This is a genomic window from Vibrio maerlii, assembly GCF_003415655.1.
Classification (GTDB): domain Bacteria; phylum Pseudomonadota; class Gammaproteobacteria; order Enterobacterales; family Vibrionaceae; genus Vibrio; species Vibrio maerlii.
Map to the genome: position 1 here is coordinate 45,926 of NZ_QRHC01000003.1, position 23,054 is coordinate 68,979.

Sequence of the window (23,054 nt, forward strand, 5' to 3'; positions counted from 1 at the left end):
AAATTGACTAAGAAGTCAATTAGAATTCAGCTTTAGCACCGATTGCGAATGCTAGGTCAGAACCGCTTTGGTCGTCACCACCAACTTCTGCATAAACAGTTGTGTTTGGAGCGATGCCGTAACCTGCGTTTACGAACCAGTTGTCTTGCTCTGTGTACTCTTGACCATTTTCAGTTTTACCTGCTAGGTCGTGAGAACCAATAGAGTAACCTGCAGAGAATGTCCAAAGGTCCATGTAGTAATCAGCAGCGAATGCAATAGTATCAGTGTTGAAATCTTTACCAGTTGCGTTTTGGAAATCAGCATCTGTTACGTAATAAGCTGCTGCAAGGTTAAGGTTCTCAATGCCGCCAAAGCGAGCTTCTAGACCGTAAACACTGTCATCTACGTTACCACCAACAGCTACTGGAGCTGCAGTTTCACCAAGACCGAAGAATGCAGTGAAGTCAAAATCAGCTACGCGCAGACCTAGTTTACCATCGATGTATGCATCTTGGTTATCAGCAATAGATTCACCATCTGAATCAACTTTTTGTTGGATTAGGCCAAGTGTACCGTAGAACATGCCAGTGTCGATGTCGTAGCGAACACCTTCGTCACCACACATTGCCATGTTTGTATCGAAGAAAGAAGAGATACCGTATTGGTAGTCAGAACCGATACCTGCATCATCAAGTGCAGTACATAGACGACCGAACTTGATAGAACCGTAGGACTGAGAGTATAGCGCTACGTAAGTATCACCGTTCTTAGTTACGTCAGCGTTAGAGTACTCAGAACCGTCAAACTCCCAGTAAGCACCTGCTGTGAATTCGTCATTGATCATATAGCGAACGTCAAAGCCGAAGTCTGCGTCTTGAATCTCTTGTTGGAAAGAGCTACGAGTCGTTTCGTTCTTGTAAACTACTTCGATGTCACCATGTAGACCAACAGTTACGCCATCTTGGTTGAAGATTTCAACAGCTTGCGCTGATGTAGCTGCAGTAACAACTGCTAGAGCTAGTAAAGTCTTTTTCATAATAATCCACTGCCTTTTCTTAGAGTTGGAGATCCTTGTCCGGTCCCCTTATTTATTTTTCGCTATCGAAGACACATGTAAACGTTTCCGTTTGAATCTCCGTCAACAAATTTCGAATGCATCATTGCAGAAGATCTTTTTCACTGTCAAACAATGTAAATTTTCATCGCCAAATGAAAATACTCAAAAAAAACAACAACTTAAGAAATAGGTGAGCAAAACTAAGGCGATTTACCAAAAAGATAAAACACCAAAATAAATAAAAAATTCAGACAAAAATACCATAAAACTGAATATTATTGATTATTAATAATTTAAAAAGGTCAGATTACAGAGGAACATCTTAGAAATTGACTTGGATGGTAAAAAATGAAAAGTTCACTTTTTTTTTGTGATTTCGCTCAGACTTTCTACTTAATGAAACAAAAAATCGAGTTTAACGAGGGGATTGTTGTTATTGATAAAGTCGCCCAAAGGCTGGGCGACTTATTTAACTAATCAATATTTAGATTAGAATTCAGCTTTAGCACCGATTGCGAATGCTAGGTCAGAATCGTCTTGGTCGTCACCACCAAGCTCTGCGTATACTTTAGTATTTGGAGCAATACCGTAACCAGTGTTTAGGTACCAGCTGTCTTTATCAAGAGCGCTAACGTCGTGGTCAGAAGTTGAGTAACCTGCAGCAAAACTCCATAGACCCATAGTGTAATCAGCAGAAACAGCGATAGTGTCGTTGTTTGCGTTATTGAAGTTGTCTTTATCTGCATTGTAGTAAGCAAGCGCTAGGTTCACATTCTCGATACCACCAAAGCGACCTTCAAAGCCCATTACAACATCTTTAGCAGCGTTATCAGCAGAGCCGTAGAAAGCTGTGAAGTCAAAATCTGCTACACGGTAACCGATTTTACCATCGTAGTACGTGTCATCGCTTGCATTAACGTTTTTGCCATCAGAATCAACTTTATCTTGAATCATACCAGCAGTTACGTAGAAAGAACCGTTGTCGTAATCGTAACGAACAGCTTCATCGTCACAAGGAGAGTAGTTAGTGTCGAAGAAAGATGAGATACCGTATTGGTAATCCGAGCCGATACCCGCATCATCGATCGCAGTACATAGACGACCAAACTTGATAGAGCCGTAAGTTTGAGAATATAGCGCTACGAATTGGTCGCCGTTTTTAGTGTCAACTGCGTTAGTGTGCTTAGAACCGTCAAACTCCCAGTATGCGCCCACAGTGAACTCGTCGTTGATCATGTAACGAGTGTCAAAACCAAAGTCTGCGTCTTGGATTTCTTGTTGGAAAGAGCTACGAGTCGTTTCGTTTTTGTAAACAACTTCGATGTCACCGTGTAGACCAACGGTTACGCCGTCTTGGTTAAAAATTTCAACTGCTTGTGCAGATGTAGCTGCAGTTACAACTGCTAGAGCTAATAGAGTCTTTTTCATAGTAAATCCACTGCCTTTTCTAAGATGGGAATTCCTTATCCGGTTCCCTTTTATTTTTTGTTGCAAGAATGTAAACGTTACCGCTTTGCATCCCTGCCTTTAAATTTCGGAGTTAAGATTGCAAAAGTTCCTCCCGACTGTCAATGACATAAAAATGACTAAAAAAATAATTCTAAAAAACATAAAAACACTGCAAAAACAATAAGTTAATTATAAATAAAACAAACGAATTATAATAAAGTGTGATCTTGAGTTCGATTTACAATAAGCTAATTAAATAGAAACAATCAGCATAAACAGTAGATTACCGCGCCATTTATTAGAATAAAACTCACACAAAAGACACTTAAACAACTTTTTAGCAATAAATACCGTAAAATTACTCGCTTAGATTAGTTCCTTTTATTTATGTGACTTTGATCTAACTTAGTAGTGAAAAGTGACTAGTTTTTGTTCTTCAATCATTTACCAGTACTTTGTGCTACTATGTGCGCCTCGTTAAGTAGGTCACAAAATGCTAACTACCAAGATTCAACAATCCATTCGCACCAGTTATCAAAACCTTCAGTATCAGTTGGATAACTTTATACCTCGTCGTGCACAGAACTATTTGGTTGCAGAAATCACCAAGACGCTGTGTGGCCAATATCACAAGTCAAATCGCATCTTGGTTGCCGAAGCGGGTACCGGAATCGGTAAATCGCTGTCGTATTTGATGGCGGCCATTCCTGTTGCAGTGATGAACAATCGTAAAGTGGTGATTTCAACCGCGACGGTGGCACTGCAAGAACAACTCGTGAACAAAGACTTGCCTCTATATAGAAGAATCACCGATAAAGAGTTCTCCTTTATATTGGCCAAAGGCCGTCAACGTTATTGTTGTGCGGAAAAGCTAGCCAGCGCATCGGGTGTTGATGGCGGTCAGTTGGCGATGTTTGAATCCAAACCGAAGAAGAAAGACATCGACCAACTCGAGCTTATGTATAAGAAGCTTGCTGAGAACAAGTGGGATGGCGACCGAGACTCATGGCCAAAGCCAATTAAAGACGAGATTTGGCAATCTATCGTCAGCGACAAGCACAGCTGCAACAACAGCATGCCGGCACACCGTAACTGCCCGTTCCAAAAAGCGCGCTCTGAGCTTGATAAGGTGGACGTGATTATCGCTAACCACAGTTTAGTGATGGCCGATGCCGATTTAGGCGGCGGCGTCATTCTTCCAGAGCCAGAAAATACCATCTATATCTTTGATGAAGCACATCACCTACCCCATGTCGCACGAGACCACTCTTCTGCGGCGGCAAGCTTAAAAGGTGCCGCGAGTTGGTTAGAGCGTTTAAACCAAAGCGTGAGTAAATTTGCTGGTTTAGCTGATGCAAAACGCGTAGGTCGATTCCAGAATGAGCTGCAAAGTGCCATTCAGCAATTGATTCCGCAACTTTCTCAGCTTACGACTCGCTTTGATGCTAGTCAGTTTGAGGAAAAACGATACCGCTTTGAGCATGGTGACCTCCCTTCTTGGTTAGAAGAAGAAGCCAAAGAGCTTAAGCAGATCAGCCAAAAAGGCGCACAAGCAACGGCTAAAATCGCAGATTTGATCGCCGAGCGTTTAAAAGACGGTGAGATTGCCGCTCGTTTAGCCGAACCCGCGCTGGCCGAACTGGGCTTCTATCTACAACGCATGGATAACCTAGCGCAAGTTTGGAAGCTCATGGCTGAACCAAAGCGCGAAAAAGGGGCGCCTTTGGCTCGATGGTTAGAAGTCAATGACGAAAGAGAGGGCGATTTCATCGTTAATGTCTCGCCTTTGGAGGTCGGTTGGCAGCTTGATCAGCAGATCTGGAGCCGTTGCGTGGGTGCTGTTTTGGTTTCCGCGACGATGCGGGCGTTGAACTCATTCAGTTTTTTCTGCCATCAAGCCGGGATCAGTGAAAAAAGTGATAGCGGCACGCAATTCCTTGCTCTTGCTTCACCATTTGACTATCAGAATAACGCCGAACTTTATATTCCAGCGATGAAATACGAGCCGCAAGCTCCCCAATTTACCGAATATCTTATTGAAAAATTGCCTAAGTTAATCGAAGACAAGCAGGCAAACTTAGTATTATTCTCTTCCTATTGGCAAATGAACCAAGTTGCTGATGCACTGAGTGCTCAATTTATAAAGAAAGGCTGGGCGTTACAGGTTCAAGGTGAAACCTCACGCTCAGAAATTCTAAAAAAACATAAAAAACTAATAGATTCAGACAAATGCAGCATTCTTTTTGGAACAGGTAGCTTCTCGGAGGGGCTCGATTTACCCGGAGAGTTATTGAAGAATTTGGTCATTACCAAGATTCCTTTTGGCGTTCCAACCTCACCGGTTGAGCAAGCGCACTCTGAATATATCGAGAGCCGAGGAGGGAATCCGTTCTTACAAATCACGGTGCCAGATGCGAGTAAAAAACTGATTCAATCCGTTGGTCGTTTGCTGCGTAAAGAACAAGATTCTGGTAGAGTCGTCATCCTCGATAGACGCATTGTGACAAAGCGATACGGTAAGTCTCTTTTAGACTCGCTGCCGCCTTTCAAGCGTAATATCGAATACTAGAAAACTATAACGAGAATAACACTCCCTATGGAAATGATTGAACCAACCATGTTGGTTATCTTAGCGCTAGTTGCTTTTATTGCTGGGTTTATTGATGCGGTTGCTGGCGGCGGTGGTATGCTGACCGTCCCTGCCCTGCTGTCTATTGGTTTGCCTCCTCATATCGCATTAGGTACAAACAAGCTCGCCGCAACCTTTGCTTCATCAACCGCAGCAGTCACATACTTCCGAAAGAAACTCTTCGACCCGAAATGTTGGGTGAAAGCGTTTTGGGCAACCTTGTTAGGTGCAACCATCGGCACGCTCGTCGTTGATGCCATATCTACAGAATGGTTAGAAAAAGTGTTGCCTCTTGTCATCCTGGGTGCAGCGATTTATACCATCTTTAATCGTTCCCCTAATGCCACACAGAATATTCTACCGAAGCCATGTCCTAAGCATAATAAGAAGCAAGTTATCCAGGGTTTCACTCTGGGCTTTTACGACGGTGTGGCAGGCCCTGGTACTGGCGCGTTCTGGACAGTCAGCTCAATGGCGATCTACAAGATAAATATCTTACTTGCCTCTGGTCTTGCTAAAGCAATGAACTTCACCAGTAACTTCACATCATTGGTGACCTTTGCGGTTCTTGGCCATATCAATTGGATGTTGGGCTTGACCATGGGTGTGTGTTTAATGGCCGGCGCGTACGTTGGCGCACATTCCGCTATTAAGTTTGGTGCTAAATTTATTAGACCGGTATTCATTACCGTTGTAAGTATCTTAGCGGTTAAGCTCGCGTATGAGGCTTGGTTTGTAAATCTCTAATCTTTTAAAGCTCTATCTTCAAAAAGCTAAGAGCTTTCAAAAGCTGACGACTAGAAAAATAATAAAGGCGATGCACCTATGGGCAATTTTTCCCAACTGGACAGTAAACTCGATCAACTCGCTGTTCAAGCAGCATCGTTAGATCGCCAACGGGGTGAGCACCACGTTGCACTGTTTGATCAGCAATTGTTCCATTGCCAAGCCAAACTGCTTGTTCCTTGCGTTAAAGAAGCACAAGCTACATTCGAGAGCATCATTCGTGAACAAGAATCAGGCCGTCTAACTAACCTTCGAGCCGAATACCTCACCGATACCCTGCTTGCACAAATGGCCGCGATTCAACGTGAGTTATCTACGCAAAAAATCCGTAAAAGCGAACCTAAACACAGCAGCTATTATCGCAAACCCATCAATCAACTCTATCAAGAGCTCGCTCAACACAATGAGTGGGAACGTCGATTGCGTGAAATGGTGTTTGAAAAGCAGCGCTCATTAAACCATTGCCCTGCCTTTCAACAGCCGCAGATGCAAAAAGAGTTATTGGCAACAGAGCAAAGACTAAAGCGCTGCTCTGAAGCTAAACTTAAGATTGAAAAACAGATCACCTTTAGAGAGAAACACCAATAATGTCTGATCAACCAACCCCTTCTCCACTCGATAATGCACCAGACGATATCAAGTTAGCCGTTGATCTTATTTATTTGCTAGAAAGCAATGAAGTCGATCCTAAGGTCGCGCTTTCCGCGATCAATATGGTGAAAGCGGATCTTGAGAAGAAGGTAGGAGAAGCTAAGTAGCTGATTAATGGCTTCGGTAAAACGCTAATACATAATACTCACTTAACAATCTTTAAGACTATTCGCTCTCCGATTGCAGATAAAAGTGCTACTATCAAGTTAACTTTCCACTTCCAATTTGCCTTATCTAAACCGATTTGAGACTTTCACTCAATCAACAAGAGGAGGTGAATATTCATGACACAAGCGATCAAAAACAACATGTTTGATTCTCATCTGTTTATCAAAAAGCTCGTAGAAAGTGGTATGCCAGAAAAGCAGGCAGAGGTCCTTGCTGAGCAGCAGATACGCATTCTCGACACTCAGATCGCGACTAGAGCGGACATTTTGCAAGTCGAGAGAAACCTAGAAAGAAAACTCGAATCCAATACCAACAAGATTTTAGTCGTTATTGGGCTAGCCGTTGCATTTCTTGCTCTTTTTCTTGGCTGAAAAGAACGAGAGACAAGTATTCAGGAAAAGCCTGTAACTACTCCTGGCCAGCTTTAGATCCCCGATGCACTCGTCGACTCGCGCTCGAGGATGACTAGATTTCTAATATAAGGGGGTTAAAAATCAAAAATCCCCAATCACACTACTCATGTAATCAGGGATTTCATATCTTTGCTCATCGCGATTTATTCAATCACTATGCACTATTCGTACTAAAGCATTTTACGCGCCGCTTCTACTACCACTTTAATTGAACGTGCTTCTGTCTCTTTCAGTGTTGAGTGATCTGGGATCTCTTTCTGAGTACGGTTGATGATGACACCTGCAACGCAGCCAGCACGTAAGCCTGAGCTTGCACACATTGTCAGTAGCGTTGCTGATTCCATTTCAAAGTTCAGAACGCCCATGTCTTGCCACTCTTTCATTGAACCTTGGAAACGCTTCACTACTCTACCAGAGAAAGTATCGTAACGTTCTTGACCTGGGTAGAAGGTATCACTTGAAGCGGTAACACCCATGTGTACGGTTGCCCCACTTTCGTCTACCGCTTCTTTCATCGCCGTCGCAACATCAAAGTCTGCCACCGCCGGGAATTCCATTGGGGCAAAGTGCAGGCTTGCACCATCTAGGCGTACAGAGCCGGTGGTTACGATCATATCGCCGACGTTAACGTGCTCTTGGATTGCACCTGTTGTACCAACACGTAGGAATGTACGCACACCCAGTTGAGCCAACTCTTCAACCGCAATAGATGTTGATGGGCCACCGATACCGGTAGAACATACCACGACAGGTTTACCGTCTAGTTCAGCACGGTAAAGCGTGTATTCACGTTGGCTTGCAAGAAATTCAGGATTCTCCATTTGCTCAGCAATTTTTTGTACGCGAGCTGGATCGCCAGGGATGATCGCCAGTGTTGCACCATTAAGGTCGGCTTCGGTAACACCAAGATGGAAAACGGCTTGAGACATGAGGTAACTCCTGTTTACGTGGTTCACGTGAATTCGTTAATTACGTTATACCCTAATCACTTTTCTTTACGGGTATGTTGGTATGCAGAGACTTTATCTGAGCAACCGCCGACATAGAGTGATTAAGATCTCATTTAACAATGAAAACAAATTCACCATTGCACAGTTAAACGGTTTGGATCACAAAAAAGGCGGCATTGGATGCCGCCTATATTCAACTTGTTTAGCTTACTTAGCTTACTTAGCTTACTTAGCTTACTAAATATAGAAGAGTATACTCTCAAAGCCACTCAACGGTTGTTATTCGTCCTCAGGTTTAAAACGAAGCAATCGAAGTGCATTCAGAGTAACCAAGGCTGTCGCCCCACTATCGGCTAACACCGCAACCCAAAGTCCAGTGATACCAAATAGACTGGTGACAAGGAACACACCCTTCAACCCCAAAGCGAGTGCAACGTTCTGACGAATATTCAGCAATGTCGCTCTCGACAACTCAATCATTGCCGGAAGCTCCACCAAGCGGCTGTGGGTCAATGCGGAGTCTGCCACTTCTAACGCCACATCGGTCCCGCTCCCCATGGCAATACCAATCGAAGAGGCTTTCATTGCTGGCGCATCGTTGATGCCATCACCGACCATCGCTACCACACTATTTTTCGACATGTCCTCGACAAATCTAACTTTGTCATCAGGTAGCAAGCCTGCTTCAAAGTTGATACCAATACTATCGGCCATTGTTTTCGCACTGCGTGGGTTGTCGCCCGTCAGCATCACGCTCTTTATGTTCATAGCATTGAGTTTTTGTACCGCGTTCTTTGCATCTTCGCGCAGGGTGTCTTGCCAAGCTAAGATACCAATTAACTTCTGTTCATCGCTATCAATCACGACAACGGCTGTTTTACCTTGTTGTTCCAGCGCCAATAGCTGTTTTTCAACGCTGTGCTCTAAGCTCACGGTAGAGTGTCGCGGCGCTAAAATCTGATAGCTTTTGCCTTCGACGATCCCTTCCATCCCGGCGCCAACTAGGGTTCTCTTGCTCTCAGCATCAGGGATCACAACACCCAAGGATTCAACATGTCTTACCAAGGATTTCGCCAATGGGTGAGATGATCCCACCTCAATAGCTGCCACTGTTGCCAATAATGCCTCTTGATCGAACGCTCCAAAACTCATCACATCGGTAACCGTTGGTTTACCTTGGGTTAGCGTTCCTGTTTTATCGAAAGCAATGGTTTCAATACGGCCAAGCTGTTCCAGAGCTGCTCCACCTTTAATTAATGCACCACGTTTTGCCGCGGTTGCTAAGCCAGAGGTAATCGCAGCGGGTGTTGAGATCACGAGCGCGCACGGACAAGCAATCAACAATAAAGCCAGACCACGGTACACCCAAGTTTCCCAAGGTTGAGCAAACAATAGCGGGGGCGTCACGATGACCAACAAGGAAACCAACATCATCGCTGGCGTGTACCAACGGCTGAACTTATCAAGAAATCGTTCTAACGGTGCCTTGCGTGATTCAGCTTCTTCAATCAGATGTAGTATCCGATCGATCGCGTTTTCGCCTTGCTTAGAGGTGATCTCAACCTGAACGGTTTGATCTGCAACGACTGAGCCTGCCATTACCTGCTCACCTTTATTGCGCTCAACAGGCAGTGATTCACCCGTTAATGCACTTTCATCAAAGCTCGCCGCTTGGGTCATCAACCGACCGTCAGCAGGCAGTCGTCCACCAGCTGCAATTTCAATAATGTCTTTAGGCTTTAACTCTTCTGCAGCCACCTCGATACGTTGACCATCTACGATCTTCGTCGCCGATTCAGGTACTAACTCCATGAGCGCTTGCACACCACTGCGAGCGCGAGAAGCAGCGTAAGCTTCGAGTCTCTCACCTAGCATAAACAGCAGCAGTACCATCGCGGCTTCTACCGTCTCACCAAGGTATAGAGCCCCCAAAGCCGCAACGGTCATCAAGGTTTCAATAGCAAACGGTGTTCCTGACTTCGCCAGCTGAACCGCTTTCTTACCAACAGGTAACACCCCAAACAAACAAGTTAGGGTATAAATCCACTTTGATAGTTCTGGATTAAACTGCCCAACCACTACGCCAGATAACATCATGAGCGAGATGGTAATCAGCTCTGAATTCTCTTTAGCCATTTGGGTGAGCTTGTCTTTGGTGCTGAGTGGCTGAGTATTCTTTTTAGATAAGCGTTTGGTTGATGTCAGCGTGAATCCCACTGCCATGACGGCTTGTTCAACCTGAGAAGATATGTCTAATAACGTTGATTTGACCACCAGCTTTTCAGTAGCAAAGAGTACTTTGGCCTCATCTACACCGGCTAATTTGGTTACAGCTGTTTCCACTTTACGAGCACAAGATGGGCAGTCCATACCATCGACTTTCCAACTGTAGGTCGAAACATCGTTCTCATTAAGTGTAGGTGGAAGTTCGTTATCGACATGGTGGTGTGAACCACAGCATCCGGTATGTACGTGTTTACCTGCAGTATGAGAGGTGTTGTTCTCTGACGAGCAGCATCCCTGAGAATGTGCTTCAACCGTATTACAATCTGACGAATTGATCGCTTTAAACGATGAAAACTGAGGCGCATTCCCTGACGCTGCTATTTTAAAAGAGCCAGCAGTATTTGCTGAGTTACATGTTGAATGCTGAGTACACATATTGAAAACCTTGAAGCACTTCGTTCGGACACAGGTATTATAAACCTTAAAGTCAGGTCCAAGGTCAATAGGTTTACGATATCATTTCATCAAAATTACGATAAAATAACACCATGGAACCATCGAGTATTCGATAATTCATATCATCGTCACTTAATTAGAAGCTTTCGCAGTCTCTACCAACTGCTCACCCTTTGACACTTCCTCAATCATTACCGCATCATGAGAACAGAAGGGTTGAGTATTCACGCAGGTCATTGATGGATCTTCCTCATCTAGCTCAACTTCACTACCGTGAACCAGATCTTTGATGTGTTTGCGTGCGACGACCAGAGCGATCAAGCCAAATACTATATTACCAACTGCTTGACCATAAAGAACGCCAAGAGCACCAAACCAAAGTGCGCCAAAATGAACGAAAGGAAGTGTACCAACGGTCGCTTTACCCATGTTCAACGCTGTTGAATAGAGCGGTTTACCCAGGTTATTAAACGATGTGTTGGCAACGAAAAGCGTGCCGTTAAATACAAAGGTAATCGCAACATAGGTACAGAAAGCCAATACGATTGTCGCGGCATCGCCTGTTAGACTGAATATCGACACGACATATTCTTGAAGGAAGTAGAGAATCACACACACGGCAATGGTGTAAATGGTGGTCACAATGAGTGAATCTTTGAGTGTTTCTTCCACTCGGTCTAAACGATTTGCCCCAAAGTTTTGCCCGATAATCGGTCCTACTGCACCAGATAACGCAAAGATCACCCCAAAACATACCGGAGTTAACCGTCCAATCACCGAGAAACCTGCAACGTAATCCTCACCAAACTGCGCGATTCCTGCGGTCACAATCGCATTACCGATCGGTGTTGCCGTATTAGTAACGACCGCTGGTACGGCAATCTTCAAAATATCTCTTAGATTCGTGATGATGACAGCAAAGTTAGGGACAGCCACCAGGTTGTGCTTCTTAACCAGCGGATAAAGAGAGGTCACCAAAACGGCGATACGAGCAATAAGTGATGCCCATGCCGCCCCTTCGACATTCCAACCAAATCCAAAGATAAATAGAGGATCAAGAATCGCATTAACAATACCCCCAATCAGGGTGGCCCACATGGAGCGTTTAGCATCACCAGCGGCACGAAGGCCAGCACCTGCAGCCATACCGACAGCCAGTAGTGGTGTACTAGGAAGTAAGATATTTAGATAGGCTGCTGCACGTTCAGCCGCCACGCCCTTTGCGCCAACACTCGCAAGCAGCTCGGGCATGTAGATCATCATTAATGCGGTGAAGAAGGTACTAATGATAAATGCGACCACCATGATACTCGCACTGAGATCACGAGCGTGTTTCACTTCATCACTGCCTATCGCTTTAGAGACGAGTGCCCCCATTGCTATTGAGGTACCAATGGATACTGAAGTAGCAAAGAATAGCAGCGTACCCGCAAAGCCTACTGCAGCGGCTAACTCGACTTGACCAAGCATACTGATAAACAGCATGTCTAATAGGTCGACAATAAACAGCGCCATTAATCCAATTGAGCCTGAACCTGTCATCACCAGAATGTGACGCATTGTTGAGCCTTGGACAAATTTTGCTTGTGTTGTCATATGTCAGCCTTGGGGAAAGAATGTTAAAGAAAGGTAAAACAGGAAAGGCGCATAATGCGCCTTTCTTTGTTAAATTACAATATCTTATACGGGGTGTTTAAAGCAGGCTTCGAGGTTTTTCGCTATGGCTTTGAGTACGTCTCGTCGTGAAATAATACCAACCAGCTTTTTGTTATCGATAACCGGATACACCTTAGGCTTACCTACTTTCATGTGTTCAGCCAGTTCGATGATCGACATCTCTGAATTGACAGACAACACTTCTTGGAACATCAGATCACCAACGGTGTGCGTGTCTTGGCAGTGATAGCTCACCTTAACCAACTTCTCTAATAGATCTTGCTCAGAAAGGAAGCCGATGACATTTTCATTGCTATCGATAACTGGCCCACCTAGTACTTCGCCTTTGACCACTTTATCTAGTGCAGCACTGAGAGACATGTCCGTTGTAAACGTGATAACTCGGTGCGCCATATAATCTTTGACTTTCAGTGATTCCATTTTTCTTATCCTCTACCAAGTCCCATAACTATAGTGTTGTCTAATTTCTTGATTTTGCATAAAAGAATTAAACAATTTTATTAATAGATGTTTCCGATGGAACTCTTAACCGATGAATCCTCACTAGCGAACGTTTAAAAGATTAGGCACAATAGCCGACCTTATTGAGTAATTGACTGATCGTTATGTTTGATTCACTTTTGACGAAATTAAAACACTTTTTCCAAGATGTTCTCGATTTTCAATCCAGAATTTGGGTGATTACCATCTCTGGTGGTGGGTTAAAAGAAGAGTCTTTTATCATCAATGAAGACAGCTTCAAAGAGCCGCTTCAATGGATGAAACGCAAGAGTTACAGCGACGAGATGTTGCAGCGCGTAGAAAACATGAAGCTATCCCAGATTCAAATATTCCACGTCGATGATCTTGAGCATCGTTTGTTGAGAGTTAAGTAACCTCAACTCGAGATAATTTAAGTAGAGAGTATTAATGGGGGAGAAATCTGCCTCCCCCTAACCTACTTGCGCTAGGCGCACGCCCTTTCTTGAATTTGAGTAAACACCTCACCATCCACCACATTGACCGGCCAAGTTTTGATGCCTGCGTCAGCATTTTCTAAACACTCACCGGTACTGAGCTCAAAATGCTGTTTATAGAGTGGAGAAGCAACGCAAATCTTACCGCCAATATCACCAACAATGCCTCGATTCAGCACATAGGCTTGCCCAATCGGGTCCCAGTTTTGGATAACGTAAACTTGTTGGTCACTATTAGGGATCAGAAAGACGGCTACCGCTTCACCATCAATCAAAGCCGCTCGACCCTCATAAGGGGTTAAAGATGTTAAGTCACAGAGTTTGATTTCCATATTAAGACTCCTCTTTTACTGGGATACGTTGGCCACGAACGATTTGATAAGGTAATGCGATACTACCCTGCTCATGGTTGATGAATGGGCGGAACTTCTCCAGTTTGTGTTCATTTTCAACCGTGCTCTTCCACTCACATTGATAGGTCTCCACCACGTGTTGCATCTGTTTTTCCAGTTGCGCATTGATAGAGAGCGAGTCCTCAATCACGACTTGTTTGAGGTAGTCGAGTCCACCTTCCATGTTCTCCATCCATACCGAAGTACGCTGCAGACGATCAGCGGTTCGCACATAGAACATCAATACACGGTCAATCAGGGTGATCAACTCTTGTTTAGAAAGGTCAGATGCAAAGAGATCCGCATGACGAGGCTTCATACCACCATTACCACAGACATATAGGTTCCAACCGTTCTCTGTCGCAATTACACCTATATCCTTACTTTGCGCTTCTGCACACTCACGAGTACAGCCAGACACAGCAAACTTGATCTTGTGAGGCGCACGTAACCCCTTGTAACGATTTTCTAGCTCGATGGCTAAGCCAACGGAGTCATCCACCCCATAACGGCACCAAGTCGAGCCGACACACGACTTCACTGTGCGCAATGATTTACCGTAGGCATGGCCGGTTTCAAAGCCCGCATCAATCAGCTCTTGCCAGATTAGAGGTAACTCTTCGACTTGTGCACCAAACAGATCGACACGCTGACCACCGGTGATCTTGGTATAAAGATCATATTTTTTGGCCACCTGACCAAGAGCGATCAGCTTGTCTGGCGTGATCTCACCACCTGGCACACGGGGTACGACCGAGTATGAGCCATCTTTTTGTAGGTTCGCCATGAAAGCATCATTTGAATCTTGAAGTGGACTGAGTTTGGTTTCCATCACATGCTCATTCCATAATGAAGCAAAGATTGAAGCCGCAGTGGGTTTACACAAGTCACAGCCTAGGCCTTGGCCGTGCTCTTGAATGAGCGTTTCAAAGTCCTGAATCTCTTCAACCTGACAGAGGTGGAATAGCTCTTGGCGAGAATAGGCAAAGTGCTCACAGACATGGTTATTGACCTCCATTCCCATGCTCGCCAGTTCACCATCCAATACGGTTTTCACCATATTGGCACAACCGCCACAGCCCGTTCCGGCTTTGGTAACCGCTTTAAGCTCACCCAAGTCATGCGCCCCTGCATGAATAGCGGTCACCAGATCACCTTTGGTCACGTTATGACATGAACAAATCATCGTGGTATCGGATACTTCTCCTGACAACATAGAAGTATCAAACAGAAGATGTGCTGGATGATCAGGCAGTGTTGTTTCACTGAGATAGCACTGCAATAAGGCATCGTAGTCGCTATTATCTCCTACAAGAATAGCCCCAAGCAGCTGAGTCCCTGTTTTATCGACCACCAGCTTTTTGTAGCTGCCGATTTGACTATCGCGCAGCACCATTTCTTGCGCGCCTTCGGTATTCATTTGTGCATCACCAATCGAGGCCACATCAACGCCAAGCAGCTTAAGTTTGGTGCTCATATCAGCACCTTCGAATGACTTGTCTTTAATACCGGTCAGTTGCGCTGCCACGACTCGTGCCATCGTGTAACCCGGTGCCACTAAGCCAAAGATCCGCTGCTGCCACAAGGCACATTCACCAATAGCAAAGATATTCTCATCACTGGTCACACAATCATCGTTAATGACGATGCCGCCCCGCTCTCCTAGCTCGAGACCGGCTTGCTTACCCAATGCATCTTGAGGACGAATACCCGCAGAGAACACCACCACATCAACCTCTAAAGGAGCGGCATCTTTAAATACCATTCGATGATAAGCGGTTTCTCCGTCAATGATTTCATTGGTTGCGGTAGAGGTATGAACCGTTAAACCCAAAGATTCAATTTTGGCTTTTAAGATATCCCCTGCGCCATCATCTAACTGAACTGGCATCAGTCGTGGAGCGAACTCAACCACATGGGTTTTTAGGCCAAGGAGCCTTAGCGCATTGGCCGCCTCTAGACCTAGCAAACCACCACCAATCACCGCACCAGTTTTCGCACCAGAGCAAGCATTCTTAATCGCTTCTAAGTCATCCAAGGTGCGATAAACAAACACATTGTCGCGGTCTTTGCCGGGGATAGGTGGAACAAACGGATACGAACCCGTAGCGAGCACTAGCTTGTCATATCCCAGCATCTCATCGCTATCGAGCTTGATTGAGCGAGCCTCTTTATCAATCTCAGTGACGCACTTACCCAGTACGAGTTCAATACCGTGCTTTTCATACCACTCAACGCTACTCAACGCTAAATCTTGTGGTGACTTTCCTGCGAATACTGAAGAGAGTTGGACTCGGTCATAAGCGATATCCCTCTCTTCACCGATAACGGTGATCTTCTGCTCTAAGTGAGCATGCTTCTCTACTAGTTGTGCAACTAAATGGTGTCCGACCATTCCGTTACCCACGACGATTACTCTTTCCATAGTGCTTCCTTTCTAATTCTTAAACTACGAGCTCGGTTATGCACTTTTTGCGCTCTGTTGTTTTCCATCTTTTTTCTTAGCTGGCTTTGGTTCTGAATGGCCCTGTTTCTCATACAGGAATCGCAGCACGGACTGTCGATGAGATTGATAGGTTGCATCATCCGCCAATGTCACTCGGTTACGTGGGCGCTCCAGCTTAATGTCTAGAACCTCACCAATCGTCGCGGCTGGACCATTGGTCATCATGACGATTTTGTCCGACAGCAATACCGCCTCATCCACGTCATGAGTGATCATGATGACCGTGTTGTTTAGTTCGGCTTGAATCTTCATCAGTGCATCTTGCAGTCGAGCACGGGTTAACGCATCGAGCGCACCAAAAGGTTCATCCATCAACAATACTTTGGGCTTAAGCGCTAGTGCTCGCGCGATACCCACACGCTGCTTCATACCACCGGAAATCTCATCAGGCTTTTTGTCTGCTGCATGTTCCATCTGAATGAGCTCTAGATAATGGTCAACTTCCTGCTTGATCTCTTTTTTAGTCTTGCCTCGTGAAACCTGCTTGACCGCAAGTTCTACGTTTTCATACACGGTTAACCAAGGAAGCAAAGAGTGGTTTTGAAATACCACCGCACGTTCAGGACCCGGCCCACTCACCTCACGTCCATCAACAATGACACCGCCATCTGTCGGCAGTAATAACCCAGCGACCAAGTTAAGTACGGTTGACTTGCCACAGCCTGAGTGGCCAATAAGAGAAATAAACTCTCCCTTTTTAATTTCTAAATTCACATCTTTTAGGGCAATAAACTCGCCTTGCGGTGTCGGGAAGCGCATACCAAGTTGTGTTAAGTCTAATAGCGGACGTGCCACTGCTTTCGATTCTGTCTTTTCTTGGTTGGCTTCAACATTGGGTAGTGCGGTCACTACCGACTCCATTGCACTTTGCTTAATAAAATTCATCATCATTCCATTCCTTCTGAATGCATCTAATACGGGCGGTTAGATCAACTTTGGGTTGCTTAGCGTAGTTGCTGTGATTTGTCCCAAGACAACCACTTTTGAAGCATCAACATGCCTCTATCGAGCAATAAACCGATAAAGCCAATCGTAATAACGGCAACCATGATGCGACCTAACGATGCCGAGCTACCGTTCTGGAATTCATCCCATACGAACTTACCTAGTCCAGGGTTTTGCGCCAGCATCTCTGCCGCAATCAATACCATCCAAGCAATACCTAAAGAGAGACGCAGACCGGTAAAGATCATTGGGATAGCAGAAGGCAATACAATCGTCGTAATGTGTTTCCACCAAGAGAGGCGTAGTACTTTACTTACGTTGATTAAGTCTTTATCTACGCTCGTCACACCCACAGCGGTGTTAATGAGGGTTGGCCACAAGCTACATAACGCAACCGTCAGCAGTGAGTTAACAAATGATTTTGCGACCAGTGGATCACTGCTCACATAAGTTGCACTCACAACCATGGTCACGATTGGCAACCATGCAAGCGGTGATACTGGCTTAAGAAGCTGGATAATTGGGTTAAATGCCTGATACAAGCCTTGGTTCAACCCCAAGACGATACCGAGGGGAATGGCAATCACTGATGCCAATATAAAGCCGCAAGCCACGGTAAACAAGCTCGTTAGAATTTGATCGAAGAAGGTTGGCTTGCCCGTGTAAGGACGGATTTTTACTTTTGCATCTGGGTTTTTCTCTAGTTTGGCTGCATTGCGCTTTTCTTGGCGTTCGATGAAAGCAACTTCTTTGTCTCGCTCTTCCATATGCTCAACAACTAAGTTATTGAACTGCTCCGCGGTTTGTACGGGGCCTGGCAAGGTACCAAGAGAGGTTTGTACCTGCTTGGCAGAGAGGTGCCAAATCATTAAGAAGATGCAGATACCTAAAATCGGTAACACGATAAGTTTGCTACGATTCACCATCACCTCTCGGCTGGGAATCAGTGAAATTACATTGCTCGACATAATGACATCCTTGAATTTGAATCTTTGGGTAATTCCCTAAAGGGCGGTCAAGCTCGACCGCCATATACCTGTAATCAGTGTTTTAGTTTTTCGCTACGCTTCCTTCAGCCCCTTGAAGACCAATATTGAACTTCTCCAAGTAAGCATTGGGTTGGCGACCGTCGTAAACGATGTTGTCGATGAAGTGAGTTTGTGGAGAGCGGAAACCATCTTCTTTAGCAAACTCGGGGAAGTCAGAAGTTTCTAATACCCCATCTTCCACCAGTGCTAGTGCTGCTTCAGCATAGATATCCGGGCGGTACACTTTCTTCGCCACATCCATGTACCAAGAATCTGGTTTTTGCTCTGAGATCTGTCCCCAGCGACGCATTTGAGTCAGATACCAAATCGCGTCACTGTAGTATGGGTATGTCGCGTTATGACGGAAGAACACGTTGAAGTCAGGCACATCACGTTTATCCCCCTTCTCATATTCAAACGTACCCGTCATAGAGTTTGCGATAACTTCATAGTCCGCACCCACGTACTGACTTTTCGCCAGCAGTTTCACAGCTTCAGGGCGGTTTGCGTTGTCGTTTTCATCCAGCCAGTGTGCTGCTCGAATCAAGGCTTTTACAACGCGTAGGTGAGTGTTCGGGTATTTCTCAGCCCAAGACTTTGAGACACCAAATACCTTTTCTGGGTTGTTCTTCCAGATTTCATAATCTGTCACAACAGGTACGCCAATGCCTTTAAACACCGCTTGTTGGTTCCAAGGTTCGCCTACGCAGTAACCCTTGATCGTGCCTGCTTCCATTGTTGCTGGCATTTGCGGCGGTGGGGTCACACTAAGCAATACGTCAGCATCAATCTGACCCGTGTTATCCCCTTTTTCCGGAGCATAGAATCCTGGGTGAATACCACCAGCAGCTAACCAGTAGCGCAATTCATAGTTGTGTGTCGATACAGGGAATACCATCCCCATGTTGAACGGCTTACCTTCATCTAATTGGGCTTCAACCACAGGTTTTAGTGCATCGGCTTTGATTGGATGAACAGGTTTACCATCGGGTTGCATTTCGAGGTGTGGCTTCATCTGTTCCCAAGTGTCGTTTGATACCGTGATTGCATTACCGTTTAAATCCATACTAAACGCGGTAATGACTTCAGCCTGAGTACCAATACCAATCGTCGCACCTAGTGGCTGACCCGCCAGCATGTGCGCACCATCAAGCTCGCCATCGATGACTCGATCGAGTAATACCTTCCAGTTTGCTTGCGCTTCTAATGTGACGTACAGACCTTCATCTTCAAAAAAGCCTTTTTCATAAGCGACCGCAAGTGGCGCCATATCGGTGAGCTTGATAAAGCCAAATTTAAGATCCTCTAGTTCTGGCTCCCCGACCTCAGCATGAGCTAATTGCATACTTGGTTGCATGACTGCCACGCTCAATGCGACCAAGCTAATCAGCTTTTTCTTAGTCTTCACCTTATGCTCTAGGTATTGTTTAAATTGCATATGAATACTCCGTTTCATGATAAAAGCTTTTGTTGCGCTCCCCTGCCCATCATTGGTAATGACTTAACTCCCAAAAGGTCTAGCGCTCTTAAAAGCAAAAAGGCGCTACTGTGTCTCCACAGTAGCGCCTTTGCTATTTACGTTAGCTCTGCAACTTGCAGGGGTAACGCCTTTCAGAAGCCATAACGGCTTGGGGGTCTGTTTGTAATTGCTTACTTAAGATATATGTATCAAGGGTTGTGCCAACTTTTAATTAACATTACTTTCAGACACTTAATCAATATTACAACTCTTTGCATTGATACGGTGCGTTGAAATAGTGCGACCTGCACCACATTTTTATTTTTCTTATAACCCCAAAGTATTAGCGAGCCTTACTCAGTTCTTCGACCACTCGCTTAGCTATTTGATACATAGATTGATTGGCATTCATTGCTGTCGATTGAATCATTTGATGAGCCTTTTGCTCAGTTAGACCATGCTTGTCCATCAACAGGCCTTTCGCTCGATCAATCCACACTTTGTTTTTCGCTTCTTGCTCTAATTGGTGGAGCTTCTTCTCAATGGCATCAAATTCTTGTCGTGATGCATAGGCATACTCCAACCACGGATCCATATCTTCGTTTACGATAGAAGGTTGAATAACTGCCCCTTTAAGCGAGGCTAACTGGCTGAAACTACTTATTTTTGATAGTGAGGTAACGATAAGAAGAGGGAGTGATTGCGAATGACAATAGTCAATGACTAGCGAAACCTCGGCACTAAAACTGGGCCAGAACAGAACGACCACAGCACCTTGCTGATTTTGCGCCACCAGTTCGAAGTTACCTAATGTGCAATTGTGTATATTGGTGGTATTTGGGTCAAAGCTCGGCTCATCGACTTCCCCCATACTGTAATGGCAAGCAATCACATCCCTTGTGTTTTCTGCTCTCATCATATCCCACTCCTTGTGACTGAATCTTTCAATGTTTAATTCGTAATCACTAGGTTAGAGCAAAGCACATGCCAATCATGATTTAAAGCAAGCAAAGCACTCGACAAGCCAAGCAACAAGGCCGTGATCGGATTGCAGTGGGGAAAATAAAAAGAGGACTAGATATCTAGTCCTCAGCCAAAGCAGTTTTGCTATCTGTTTTCTTTATACAGGTGTGTTAGTTAAACAAGCCTTTCAGCAGACCATCGACGGCCTTCTTGGTCTTCTCATCTTTGATCTTGTCGGTGATCTTCTCTACTCCGCGGTCGAGCTCTTTCTGTGCTTTCTGTTTCAGCACATCATCAAATACAAGCTTGAATTTAGGATCCGCCCAAGAGCCAGAGATGTTCACAGGGATAGTGACATCTTTTAGCTCATCGATATCTTTACCACCTTGCCCTTCTAACGAACCAACAAAAGAAGTGCTAACAGTAAAATCAACCGTCTCTTTTAGATAGTTTGCAGAACCATTACCGCGGATACGAAGTAAAGGTGACTGCATTGTGAGGTTGTCTGTTGTAACAATGCCTTTGTTTAATTTAAGTGTCGCTTCCATAGCACTAAAATCAGTTTTTTCAGCCTCTGCAGTTGCTTCAACCTTATCGCCTTTAAACTTCGCGTAGTTCTCACGTATCAATTTAGCGACGTTGATACCGTTGACTGCACCGTCTTCAAACTTAATGCCAATCGTACCTGCCAGATTTTCCATAATGCCCGTTGGCGTTAAACTGCTTCCTTTCACATTAACCTGAATGTTACCCGTACCTTCAAGCATGTCGTTTTGTGCGACATCAATTAGCATTGGCTGTACCTTAACACCCTGAATGTTCTTCACTGCAGTGTAAGTTGCAGGAGTCTTACGTCCGTCGAGCTTTGCCGTTGCTGAGATAGACCCTTGGTACAAATTTGAAGTGAATGAAGTCAGCTCAGCTATGCCATCTTTGACCAAAAATGCCGCTTTAACATTTTGCAGTTTTGCATTGTTGGCTTTGAATTTATCAATCGAAATCTCACCTTTAACATCAACGATTTTAAGTGCCGATAAGTCAGGTTCGACTTCTGGTTGAGGTTCAGCTTTAGCAGAAGATGTATTTTTAGTACCTTCGCCTTCAGCTGCTCCTGTTTCCTCAGTAGATTGACTCAAACCTAGGAACTCATCGAGGTCAATGTTCGGGCTGTGCAGAGCAAAACGAACTTTAGGAATATCTGCCAGAGTCACCTCTGCGTTACCATCTAATTCAATCGCATTTGCTGCTAGTCGCTCTAGAATAAACTTGAGGTGGTTTTTAGTGATATCAAACTCTAGATCTGAGTTCATCGCAATCTTCATTGGAGATTGAGGTAGAGTCTCACCTTGGAGGTCAGCATCAAGTGTTAGCTTAGTTAATTTAACTAGACTAACCGCCTTATCGACCATTAATGACGTTGTACCATTCATATCAACATCTAAGCCTGCGGCTTGACCTTTTACGCCAAAAGTCACGGCATTTACTTTGTCAAACTCAAACGTATCCAAAGCGAGCTTTATCGATTCAATATCATTACTCGGATCTTTGTACGACGCATTCAGGTTGATATTACGCAGTGCATAATCAGCAAAGCCTTGGCTCAATAAGAACTCTAAATCACCACTTGCCGAAATGTTCTGCTCGTTGATTTCAGCCTTCGCAGCAAACGTTGCTTTAGTCCAAGTTTCAATAGCAAACTCAGATAAATTCAAGCTCACATCATAAAGTTTAGTCAGTGAACCCGCTTGCTTATCATTGATTTCAACCGCCGCATTCGAAACTGAAATACCCGCTAGCTGAAGAGTCCACTCAGAAGTTTCACTTGATGAACTTTCTGGGGTAGGAGCCGCCTCTGATGTTTCTGTAGCTGTCTCTTCAGTTTGCGCCGATTGAGCTTGCGTTAGTGCGTCTAGATTCGTACGACCATCTTTTAGGGTTTCGAGATTGAACTCTGCACCATCTAATACGACGTTACCAATCTCCAATGTTTGGCTTAGTAGTGGCTGAACCGATACCTCAATGCCTACTTTCTCTACTTTAAACAAATTCTGACTTTCAAAGCCTTGTGGGTTTCGAAGTTCTGTTCGGCCTAGCTCAAATCCGATAGCAGGGAAAAATTGCCAACTGATGTCACCTTCAATGACAAGATCGAGACCTGTATGGGTTTTCGCTTGCTCAACAATCAAAGGTTTAAATTGATTGGGGTTAATAAGAAGAATAAGTGCCAAAAATGCTGCAACAATGGCAAACAATGGGACACCTAAGAAAAGAAACAACTTTTTCATTAGCGTTTTCCTTGCTGACGAACGTTCCTAAAGAAAGGGGATGAAATAATTATAGAGCCCAATATACAAAAAGTGG

At 44.7% G+C, this 23,054-nt stretch carries 19 protein-coding genes; 6 read left to right on the forward strand and 13 right to left on the reverse strand.

The genetic code is table 11. The features are described 5' to 3' along the window. Positions 1-19: 19 nt before the first annotated feature. Together DPF91_RS04475 and DPF91_RS04480 are read right to left on the reverse strand one after the other, a co-directional pair. A complete protein-coding gene (locus DPF91_RS04475) occupies positions 20-1,018 on the reverse strand; it encodes a porin (protein ID WP_117233253.1) in 999 nt (332 codons plus the stop codon). A 510-nt stretch (positions 1,019-1,528) separates the two neighbouring features. Next, positions 1,529-2,467, reverse strand: a complete 939-nt coding sequence (locus DPF91_RS04480) for a porin (protein ID WP_117233254.1) — start codon at positions 2,465-2,467, stop codon at positions 1,529-1,531. Between the two features lie 514 nt (positions 2,468-2,981). On the opposite strand from DPF91_RS04480, the gene dinG reads away from it, so the two are divergent. The 5 genes from dinG (at position 2,982) to DPF91_RS04505 (ending at position 7,093) form a co-directional block, all read left to right on the forward strand. After that, the gene (dinG, locus tag DPF91_RS04485; protein ID WP_117233255.1) at positions 2,982-5,057 is read left to right on the forward strand and encodes an ATP-dependent DNA helicase DinG; all 2,076 of its coding nucleotides are present in this window, start codon (positions 2,982-2,984) and stop codon (positions 5,055-5,057) included. A gap of 27 nt (positions 5,058-5,084) precedes the next feature. Continuing rightward, the gene (locus tag DPF91_RS04490) at positions 5,085-5,864 is read left to right on the forward strand and encodes a sulfite exporter TauE/SafE family protein (protein WP_117233256.1); all 780 of its coding nucleotides are present in this window, start codon (positions 5,085-5,087) and stop codon (positions 5,862-5,864) included. Between the two features lie 78 nt (positions 5,865-5,942). Further along, the gene (locus tag DPF91_RS04495; protein WP_117233257.1) at positions 5,943-6,491 is read left to right on the forward strand and encodes a primosomal replication protein; all 549 of its coding nucleotides are present in this window, start codon (positions 5,943-5,945) and stop codon (positions 6,489-6,491) included. Beyond that, positions 6,491-6,661 (forward strand): pleiotropic regulatory protein RsmS, encoded by a 171-nt coding sequence (gene rsmS / locus DPF91_RS04500; protein WP_117233258.1) that lies wholly within the window; start codon positions 6,491-6,493, stop codon positions 6,659-6,661. The genes DPF91_RS04495 and rsmS overlap by 1 nt, the downstream gene beginning before the upstream one ends. Positions 6,662-6,838: 177 nt before the next feature. Next, positions 6,839-7,093: a DUF1640 domain-containing protein gene (locus DPF91_RS04505; protein ID WP_117233259.1), complete on the forward strand. Its 255-nt coding sequence runs from the start codon at positions 6,839-6,841 to the stop codon at positions 7,091-7,093. 212 nt (positions 7,094-7,305) lie between these two features. Here DPF91_RS04505 and udp read toward each other — a convergent pair whose 3' ends face one another. From udp to DPF91_RS04525, 4 genes are all read right to left on the reverse strand, one after another. Continuing rightward, the gene (gene udp / locus DPF91_RS04510; RefSeq protein WP_117233260.1) at positions 7,306-8,064 is read right to left on the reverse strand and encodes a uridine phosphorylase; all 759 of its coding nucleotides are present in this window, start codon (positions 8,062-8,064) and stop codon (positions 7,306-7,308) included. A 300-nt stretch (positions 8,065-8,364) separates the two neighbouring features. Further along, entirely contained in the window at positions 8,365-10,746 is a 2,382-nt protein-coding gene (locus tag DPF91_RS04515) for a zinc/cadmium/mercury/lead-transporting ATPase (protein WP_117233261.1), read from the reverse strand. Positions 10,747-10,899: 153 nt separating this feature from the next. After that, on the reverse strand, positions 10,900-12,363 hold the full coding sequence (locus DPF91_RS04520) for an MATE family efflux transporter (RefSeq protein WP_117233262.1): 1,464 nt from the start codon (positions 12,361-12,363) through the stop codon (positions 10,900-10,902). Between the two features lie 84 nt (positions 12,364-12,447). Further along, entirely contained in the window at positions 12,448-12,864 is a 417-nt protein-coding gene (locus DPF91_RS04525) for a CBS domain-containing protein (RefSeq protein ID WP_117233263.1), read from the reverse strand. A 185-nt stretch (positions 12,865-13,049) separates the two neighbouring features. On the opposite strand from DPF91_RS04525, the gene DPF91_RS04530 reads away from it, so the two are divergent. Continuing rightward, entirely contained in the window at positions 13,050-13,319 is a 270-nt protein-coding gene (locus DPF91_RS04530; protein WP_117233264.1) for a hypothetical protein, read from the forward strand. A 71-nt stretch (positions 13,320-13,390) separates the two neighbouring features. On the opposite strand, the gene nirD is transcribed toward DPF91_RS04530, so the two are convergent. The 7 genes from nirD to DPF91_RS04565 form a co-directional block, all read right to left on the reverse strand. Further along, complete coding sequence (gene nirD, locus DPF91_RS04535; protein ID WP_117233265.1) at positions 13,391-13,732, reverse strand: nitrite reductase small subunit NirD; 342 nt, start codon at positions 13,730-13,732, stop codon at positions 13,391-13,393. A 1-nt stretch (position 13,733) separates the two neighbouring features. Continuing rightward, on the reverse strand, positions 13,734-16,217 hold the full coding sequence (gene nirB / locus DPF91_RS04540; protein WP_117233266.1) for a nitrite reductase large subunit NirB: 2,484 nt from the start codon (positions 16,215-16,217) through the stop codon (positions 13,734-13,736). A gap of 36 nt (positions 16,218-16,253) precedes the next feature. Beyond that, positions 16,254-17,093 carry an ABC transporter ATP-binding protein gene (locus DPF91_RS04545; protein WP_117233780.1) on the reverse strand — a complete coding sequence of 280 codons (840 nt, stop codon included), beginning with the start codon at positions 17,091-17,093 and terminating at the stop codon, positions 16,254-16,256. Between the two features lie 149 nt (positions 17,094-17,242). Beyond that, complete coding sequence (locus DPF91_RS04550; RefSeq protein WP_117233267.1) at positions 17,243-18,211, reverse strand: ABC transporter permease; 969 nt, start codon at positions 18,209-18,211, stop codon at positions 17,243-17,245. A gap of 82 nt (positions 18,212-18,293) precedes the next feature. Next, on the reverse strand, positions 18,294-19,628 hold the full coding sequence (locus DPF91_RS04555; protein WP_241033769.1) for a CmpA/NrtA family ABC transporter substrate-binding protein: 1,335 nt from the start codon (positions 19,626-19,628) through the stop codon (positions 18,294-18,296). A 445-nt stretch (positions 19,629-20,073) separates the two neighbouring features. Next, positions 20,074-20,649, reverse strand: a complete 576-nt coding sequence (locus tag DPF91_RS04560) for an ANTAR domain-containing protein (protein ID WP_117233269.1) — start codon at positions 20,647-20,649, stop codon at positions 20,074-20,076. 214 nt (positions 20,650-20,863) lie between these two features. Beyond that, positions 20,864-22,978, reverse strand: coding sequence for an AsmA family protein (locus DPF91_RS04565; RefSeq protein WP_117233270.1), 2,115 nt, complete (start codon positions 22,976-22,978; stop codon positions 20,864-20,866). Between the last annotated feature and the right edge of the window lie 76 nt (positions 22,979-23,054).